At 62.5% G+C, this 2,783-nt stretch carries 4 protein-coding genes and 1 pseudogene; all 5 read right to left on the bottom strand.

Features of this window, described 5'->3' with window-relative positions; genetic code table 11:
- Positions 1-122: 122 nt before the first annotated feature.
- On the bottom strand, positions 123-521 hold the full coding sequence (locus WAO69_RS07040) for a hypothetical protein (RefSeq protein WP_422177447.1): 399 nt from the start codon (positions 519-521) through the stop codon (positions 123-125).
- A 24-nt stretch (positions 522-545) separates the two neighbouring features.
- Positions 546-1,055 (bottom strand): TIGR02594 family protein, encoded by a 510-nt coding sequence (locus WAO69_RS07045; protein ID WP_422177449.1) that lies wholly within the window; start codon positions 1,053-1,055, stop codon positions 546-548.
- 75 nt (positions 1,056-1,130) lie between these two features.
- The gene (locus tag WAO69_RS07050; RefSeq protein ID WP_422177451.1) at positions 1,131-1,442 is read right to left on the bottom strand and encodes a phage holin family protein; all 312 of its coding nucleotides are present in this window, start codon (positions 1,440-1,442) and stop codon (positions 1,131-1,133) included.
- Complete coding sequence (locus WAO69_RS07055) at positions 1,439-2,095, bottom strand: tail fiber domain-containing protein (protein ID WP_422177453.1); 657 nt, start codon at positions 2,093-2,095, stop codon at positions 1,439-1,441. Before WAO69_RS07055 ends, WAO69_RS07050 begins: the two co-directional genes overlap by 4 nt.
- A 102-nt stretch (positions 2,096-2,197) precedes the next feature.
- Positions 2,198-2,783: pseudogene (locus WAO69_RS07060) on the bottom strand (host specificity protein J); the annotation flags it as partial.

Here is a 2,783-nt window from a genome sequence, read left to right on the forward strand (position 1 = left end):
GGCCTCTGCTGCCTGTCGCCCCTGACGCTTGGCAACACGCAAGGCAGCAAGAAAGATAACCATGAGGCCGCCCCATAGAGCCATGCGCGTGCGCAGGGTCGCAAAAAGACGGGCAATCAACATCACGGTGTCCTCCCGGTCCGGTGATCCTCAATCCGGGCCGCCCTGGTTTTCAGGGCAAAACAGATCACCGCGACGAAGATCAGAGCTCCCAGAGCTGGCATGACGATGCCTGCGTAAGACCCGAGCCCGACAAGGTTGAGGATGCGGGTCGCGAGGTCCTGCCCATCTTCAGCTGTGGTGATCAGGGGCGCTACATCGTTCAAGGCAAGCCCGGCAGAACCCGCGGCCCCAAGCGCAATCTGTGCGTTGGCTGCAGAAACGATCCGTGAGCCTTCAGGTATGCCCACAGCTCGCTCGGGCGAGACCGGGCGGGACTTTGCCACAAGCAGTGCCTCTGTCAGCGCGACATCAATGACCGGATGAAGTGGCAGATCATTGTCTCGACGGAACGCCAGCATTGCCGCATGGGTGCGCGGCCCGATCTACCCGTCAATGCCACCCACTTCGTGATAGCCTAGGGATTTCAGGCGGCGCTGGACCTCTTGGACGCCCATCTCAACGCGGGGCGCGACAGTCCCGGCGCGCCTCACCCCAAGGAGTTTAGAGACCGGATAGCGCTTTATACTGACCGCATCATCCTGATTGCCTCCGAGCCCCCAGACCCAAGCGCCCTCGATCCGGTCGATGAAGAACACGTGGCCCTGCCAGCTGGATTTGCCGCGCGGGATGACAGCGATGTCCCCTTGCAGGGCGTCCGCCACCTCGACCGGCACACCCCAATCGAGATAGGATCGCGCGGTCAGTTTGCGGGTCGAGCGGATCCCCGCTCTCTCGAGGCAGTGTCCGACGAAGGCTGCGCACCAGGCGACGCTATCGTGTTCAACCCAGTCGTGACCGACCGAGGCATACATCTCGAGGATTTTGGGATTGTCGGCGGGGCCCGGGCCTTCGGTCATACCGATGTAGCCCCGGGCGATGTCGAAAGGTGTCATGGTATTCTCCCGTATAATGTAAAACACCGCCCCAGGTGGGACGACGTGAATGAAGCTGGTTGGTTGGCGGGCTGCTTATTTTTTGCGACAGAGCCAGGCGGCAAGCAGCGCCTCGGCCCCTCGGGGCCCAAGATAGGCGAGCGTCGCCACAAACCCTGTCGAGATGGGCTGAGAGAGACCGATATAGTGGGCCGCCGCCTCGCCGATGAGCGCCATGCCAACAGCGACAGGAATTTCCCAAAGAAGTTCTTTGCCAAAGAAACGGCGGTTGCCCAGTTTCACCTCACCGGAATGCCACATGAGGCGGCCCGTGAAGGCCCCGATCAGCGTCGTGACAGCACCGCCGAAGACCGCATTGATCGTATCGATAAATCCACTATCGTTCATGGGCGGTCCTCCTCCAGCGCCACAACACGGGCAGTCAGTTCCTTTACAGCCTCGATCAGAAGGCCGGTGATATTGCCGTAAGCGACCGAGAGCTGGCCGCCCGTGTCTTCGTGCACGACCTCGGGCAGGATCGGTTCGACCTCTTGGGCGATGACCCCGATCTGACGCGCACCACCCATGGTAAAGCGCACGCCACGCAGCGCGCAGACAAGGGTCAGAGCGTCAGCGATGGTCTCGACCTCGGATTTCAATCGCGCGTCCGACGAGGACACGAAGTTCGGTGCCGTCACCACGCCGGTGAAGGTCGCCCCAGCGAGCTCTGCCTTTGCCGCGATTGCGGTGTCGTAACCGGCGGCCGATTTGGTCGCCATGGTCCCCAGGCCAAGGTTGCTGCGGGCCATGGCCGTGTTGGCCAGCCCCGCCAGATTGCCCGCAGCATCCAGAAGTGCGTCCCAGCCTGTGTTCGTGGCATTGCGCCGTCGCAAAACAGGTGGCGAGACCGAGGTGTCGACCCAGAGCATGCCCGCCACGGTGGCAGAGGGAGCTGAAGCGCCCGCACTGGTCGATTGCAGCGCCGCGATCACCTCGTTGATGCGGGCCCGCACGGCAGCGCCTGCGTCGTTGGCAATGACGAAGTTCGGCGTTTGCGCCATCTCAGCGTGCTCCGTTCTCGTTCAAAATCCCTTGCGGGCATTCTCGTTTGAGGCATCGCCAAAAGGCCGCGATGGTCTGTGCCTCATGAACGCAAAGCACGTTCATGCCACCTCATCGGCATAAAGCCGCAGTTGCGAGACGGTGGGCGTGTAGGATGCGTCCCTCGTCGTAAGATAAGCCCGCGCTTGCACCGCGCGCGCCTCGATTTCATGATTGTCGAGACGCCCCCAAGGCCCCCAGGTGGGATTTCCACCTGGATCGTCATCGGTTTCGCGGATCTCGAACAGCACATCGATTTCAGCACCGGCCGCGCCGTCAAAATCAGCCCAGGTATCCATCAGCGCCGTGCGCGCATCGATCCGGTCATTGAGCGCAAGCGCTGCCACACCGATTTCCGAGCGCAAGCGCACCCGTTTCACTGCGCCGAGATCAAGCCCGGCGGCAAAGCCATATTGGCCCTCCATCGCAGCAGCTTGGGTGATGCCGCCGCTGGTCGTCGTGGCGAGCGTCAGATTTGAGCCCACAACCTGCAGGCCCGTTTTTGCCCCCGCAAACCCAGGATCAGCTTGCAGATAGGCCAGTGTCGAGAAGGCCAACACCTGCGCGCCCTTGGTCGAGACCCGCGTCTCTGGCCCTGCGCGCCCGCCACTGTCCTCAGCCCGCAGCAGATATGTGCCCGGCTTCAGC

It is taken from the genome of Aestuariivita sp. (assembly GCF_049276915.1).
Taxonomy (GTDB): domain Bacteria; phylum Pseudomonadota; class Alphaproteobacteria; order Rhodobacterales; family Rhodobacteraceae; genus Aestuariivita.

Excerpts from the sequence above, each read along its gene's own strand:
- WAO69_RS07040 (WP_422177447.1), bottom strand. The coding sequence starts at position 521 with ATGCTGGCGTTCCGTCGAGACAATGATCTGCCACTTCATCCGGTCATT.
- WAO69_RS07050 (WP_422177451.1), bottom strand. The coding sequence starts at position 1,442 with ATGAACGATAGTGGATTTATCGATACGATCAATGCGGTCTTCGGCGGT.
- WAO69_RS07045 (WP_422177449.1), bottom strand. The coding sequence starts at position 1,055 with ATGACACCTTTCGACATCGCCCGGGGCTACATCGGTATGACCGAAGGC.
- WAO69_RS07055 (WP_422177453.1), bottom strand. The coding sequence starts at position 2,095 with ATGGCGCAAACGCCGAACTTCGTCATTGCCAACGACGCAGGCGCTGCC.